The organism is Dietzia sp. SYD-A1, assembly GCF_015356725.1.
GTDB lineage: Bacteria > Actinomycetota > Actinomycetes > Mycobacteriales > Mycobacteriaceae > Dietzia.
On record NZ_JADDKI010000303.1, the window covers coordinates 1 to 4777 of the forward strand.

The window sequence follows — 4777 nt, forward strand, 5'->3', positions numbered from 1 at the left end:
GCCGCCCAGTCCTCGGCCACCCGCAGTTGCACGACGTCGGCGTCGAGGGACGCCAACCCCAGGTCCGCGGGGCGGTCGACGAGGTCGCCGCGGCCGTCGTCGAGGACGAACAGGAACCGGCCCGAGAGTCCCGCCAGACCGGCATCGGCCCGGAGTCCGGCGTCGAGTCGGTCGGTCACCGGGCGCAGATCGGCCCTGCCCCCGACCAGACCGGTGAGCGGGGAGACGAGCACGTTGCGGACGAGTTCGTGCGCCGGGGCGGGGAGCAGCCCGGTCGCGGCGATGGCCGCCACGACCTCGTCGACGAGGTGGCCGTCCCGGCCCATCGGCAGGGCCCGCAGCTGTAGGTTCGCGCGGGTCGTCACGTGGACGTCGCCGTCTCCGTAACTCTGGGCGACCCGGCGTAGCGCGGCGAGGGACTCCGGTGACACCCGGCCGCCCGGGATGCGCAGTCGGACCAGGGCCCCGTCCTCGGCGGGCCACGGGCGATGCACGCCGGGGCACATGTCGGTGCGGGTGCGGCGGGTCGGTCCGGAATCGCTCACGGGCCACAGTGTGGCACCCGGGGGCCAGCCGCGTGGAGTGGGGAGCCGACGGCCGGGCACCCGCAGGGGGACCGGGCCGGATAGGCTCGCCGGTGCCGTGGTGCTCGGGAAGCCGGAGGGAAAGCCGGCGCGGCCCTCGCCACTGTAGTCGCGGAGTCGAGCGACCCTCGTCCGTCCCACGCGGGGCGGAGACCACTGGGCCACGGCCCGGGAAGGTCGGTCGCACGGCGTCGATGCGAAAGCCAGGAGACCGGCCACGGCGTCATGTTCCACGAGGGTTTGGAGAAGAACATGCGCCATGACCGGCGTTCGGCGTCCCCTGAGGACGCCACGGCACCATCTACTGAGGCCACGGGTACTGAGGCCACGGCACCATCTGACAACACGGCACCGTCCGATGGCGCCGCACCACAGGCACCCCGTATCGCCCTGCTGTCCACCTCCGACACGGACCTGCTCTCCGCTCGCGCCTCCCGGGCCGACTGGACGCTCGGCAACCCGTCCCGGATCGACGTGGAGACGGACCTGCCCGGCCTGCTCTCCGGCACCGACCTCATCGTCGTCCGGATCCTCGGGTCGCGCAGGTCCTGGGAGCCCGGCTTCGAGGCCGTGATGGCCACCGGCGGACCGGTGGTGGTCCTCGGCGGCGAGCAGGCCCCGGATGCCGACCTGATGGAGTTGTCCACGGTGCCGATCGGCATCGCGGCCGAGGCGCACCGCTATCTCGCCGAGGGTGGGGAGCGGAACCTCGCCCAGCTCCACGCCTTCCTCTCGGACACCGTGCTGCTCACCGGCACCGGGTTCGAACCCCCGGAGAGCGTCCCCGTGTGGGGGATGCCGCCGCGGCCGGGTGGCGATTCCCCGGCGAGTGGTCACAAACGTGGCGAATCCCGACACGCGACCTGGGAGAACGCGAGCGAAATCGACCAGTCGCGGGGCGGCCCCGGAATCGACCAGTCGCGGGGCGGCCCCGGGGTGGACCAGTCGCGGGGCCTCCCCCGCGTCGGAGTGCTCTACTACCGCGCCCACGAGGTGAGCGGGAACTCCGGATTCGCGCACGCGCTGGCCGACGCGATCGACGCCACCGGGCAGGCCGTGGGCGTGCCCGTGTTCGCCGGTTCCCTGCGCTCGGCGCCCGACGAGTTGTTCGACGCGCTCGGGACGCTCGACGCGCTGATCGTCACGGTGCTGGCGGCCGGCGGGACCACGCCCGGGGCGGTGAGCGCGGGCGGCGAGGACGAGACGTGGGACGTCGAACGGATCGCCGTGCTCGACATCCCCGTGCTCCAGGGACTGTGCCTCACGTGGAGTCGGGAGGACTGGGAGGCCTCCGACGACGGCGTCAACCCGCTGGACTCGGCCAACCAGATCGCGATCCCCGAGTTCGACGGCCGCATCATCACCGCGCCGTTCTCGTTCAAGGAGATCGACGCCGACGGATTGCCCCGGTACGTCGCCGACCCCGAGCGCTGCGCGCGCGTCGCGGGGATCGCGGTGTCACACGCGCGACTGCGCCACGTCCCCGCGGCCGACCGCCGGATCGCCCTGGTGCTCTCGGCCTACCCGACCAAGCACTCCCGGATCGGCAACGCGGTCGGCCTGGACACCCCGGTCTCGACCATCCGGCTGCTGCGCCGGATGCGCGACGAGGGCTACGACCTGGGTCCGGAGGACGGGCCTGTCGCCAGGTTCCTCGACGTCGCCGACAGTGGCTCGGAGGGCACCTACGCCGACGACACGGCCGCCGGTGACGCCCTGATCCACGCCCTGATCGCCGCGGGCGGACAGGACGAGGAGTGGCTGACCAACGCCCAGCTCACCGACAGCCACGTGCGGATCTCCACCGACGACTACCTGCGGTGGACGGCGGACCTGCCGGAGTCGCTGCGCGCGGAGATGGTGGACGCCTGGGGGCAGGCCCCCGGTCGGTTGTTCGTCAACGACGCCGGCGAGATCGTCCTGGCCACGATCTCGGCCGGCAACGTCGTCCTGTTGATCCAGCCGCCCCGCGGCTTCGGCGAGAACCCGGTGGCGATCTACCACGACCCCGAGCTGGCGCCCTCCCACCACTATCTGGCCGCCTACCGGTGGCTCGCCAAGGGGTTCGGCGCCCATGCGCTGGTCCACATCGGCAAGCACGGGTCGCTGGAATGGCTGCCGGGCAAGAACGCCGCGCTGTCGGCGGCGTGCGCGACCGACGCGGCGATCGCGGACCTACCGCTGATCTACCCGTTCCTCGTCAACGACCCCGGCGAGGGCGCGCAGGCCAAACGCCGCGCCCACGCCACGATCGTCGATCACCTGGTGCCGCCCATGGCACGCGCCGAGGCCTACGGCGACATCGCCCGCCTCGAGCAGCTGCTGGACGAGTACGGCAACATCGCGTCCATGGACCCGGCCAAGCTGCCGGCGATCCGCGCGCAGATCTGGACCCTCATGCGGTCCGCGCACATGCACGAGGACCTGGGACTGGAGCAACAGCCCGGCGACGAGGAGTTCGACGACTTCCTGCTCCACGTCGACGGGTGGCTGTGCGAGATCAAGGACGTCCAGATCCGCGACGGGCTGCACGTGCTGGGTCAGGCGCCGGACGGTGAGGCGCGGGTGAACCTGGTGCTCGCCATCCTGCGGGCCTCGCAGGTGTGGGGCGGCGAATTCGGTGCCGTTCCCGGTCTGCGTCGCGCCCTCGGCCTGGCCGAGGACGCCCCGACCCAGGAGGTCGACCGCGTGGAGGCCCGGGCCCGGGCGCTGGTCGAGGCCATGGACGCGCGGGGCTGGGACCCCGCGGCGGTGCCGGAGGTGCTGTCCGCTGCCGGTCGGGGGGACGACGACGAGGTCGGCCGCGTCCTGGAGTTCGCCGCTCGCGAGGTGGTGCCGCGCCTGGCCGCCACGGTGGACGAGCTGGACGCGGTGATGCACGCCCTCGGCGGCGGGTTCGTGCCCGCCGGCCCGTCGGGGTCGCCCCTGCGCGGCCTGGTCAACGTGTTGCCGACCGGTCGCAACTTCTACACGGTCGACCCCCGCGCCGTCCCGTCCCGGCTCGCCTGGGAGACCGGCCAGGCGATGGCCGACTCCCTGCTGGACCGCCACGTGGCGGAGACCGGCGAGTACCCGAGCTCGGTGGGACTGTCCATCTGGGGCACCTCGGCCATGCGGACCTCCGGCGACGACGTGGCCGAGGTCCTGGCGCTGCTCGGGGTGCGGCCCGAGTGGGACGAGGCCTCCCGACGGGTGAACGGTCTGGAGGTGGTCCCGACCGCGGAGCTCGGGCGGCCGCGCATTGACGTGACGGTGCGCATCTCGGGCTTCTTCCGGGACGCGTTCCCGCACGTCATCACGATGCTCGACGACGCCGTCCGGATGGTGGCCGACCTCGACGAGCCCGCGGAGTCGAACCACGTCGCCGCCCACACCCGGGCTGACCTGGCGGAGCACTCGGACCACCGGCGGGCGACCACCCGCATCTTCGGCTCGGCGCCGGGGTCGTACGGCGCCGGGATCCTGCAGACGATCGAGGCCGGAAACTGGCGGGACGATCGCGACCTGGCCGAGGTCTACACCCGCTGGGGCGGCTTCGCCTACGGCCGCGATCTGGACGGCGTGCCGTCCGCGGACGACATGCGCACCAACTACCGGCGCATCGCGGTGGCCGCCAAGAACATCGACACCCGCGAGCACGACATCGCCGACTCGGACGACTACTTCCAGTACCACGGGGGGATGATCGCGACCGTGCGCGCGCTCACCGGCGCCGAACCCCGCGCCTATGTGGGGGACTCCACCACTCCGGACGCCATCCGGACGCGGTCGCTGGCGGAGGAGACGGTCCGGGTGTTCCGCGCCCGCGTGGTCAACCCCCGGTGGATCGCGGCCATGCAGCGGCACGGGTACAAGGGGGCCTTCGAGCTCGCGGCGACGGTCGACTACCTCTTCGGGTTCGACGCCACCGCCGGGGTCGTGCACGACTGGATGTACGACACGCTGGCCCGGGAGTACGTGCTGGACCAGACCAACCAGGAGTTCCTCCGGCGCTCCAACCCCTGGGCGCTGCGCGGGATGGTCGAGCGACTCTCGGAGGCCGCCGACCGCGGACTGTGGGCCCAGCCGGACGCCGAGATCATGGACCGGATGCGGCAGGTCTACCTGGACGTCGAAGGCGACCTCGAGGAGTCGCATGGCGACTGACGGCCCCTCCGGCGACGCGCCCAGCCCCGACGCGCCCAGCCCAGACT

General features: G+C 72.7%; 1 protein-coding gene, 1 pseudogene and 1 riboswitch. Of the genes and pseudogenes, one reads left to right on the forward strand and one right to left on the reverse strand.

Going from position 1 to position 4777, the window contains the following annotated elements:
• Positions 1-545, reverse strand: a pseudogene (locus tag IY392_RS12460) (nitrite reductase); the annotation flags it as partial.
• A gap of 81 nt (positions 546-626) precedes the next feature.
• Positions 627-819: riboswitch (cobalamin riboswitch) on the forward strand.
• On the opposite strand from IY392_RS12460, the gene cobN reads away from it, so the two are divergent.
• Positions 810-4730 carry a cobaltochelatase subunit CobN gene (gene cobN, locus IY392_RS12465; RefSeq protein WP_228549358.1) on the forward strand — a complete coding sequence of 1307 codons (3921 nt, stop codon included), beginning with the start codon at positions 810-812 and terminating at the stop codon, positions 4728-4730. (Overlaps the previous riboswitch by 10 nt.)
• Positions 4731-4777: the final 47 nt, after the last annotated feature.

Excerpts from the sequence above, each read along its gene's own strand:
- cobN (WP_228549358.1), top strand. The coding sequence starts at position 810 with ATGTTCCACGAGGGTTTGGAGAAGAACATGCGCCATGACCGGCGTTCG.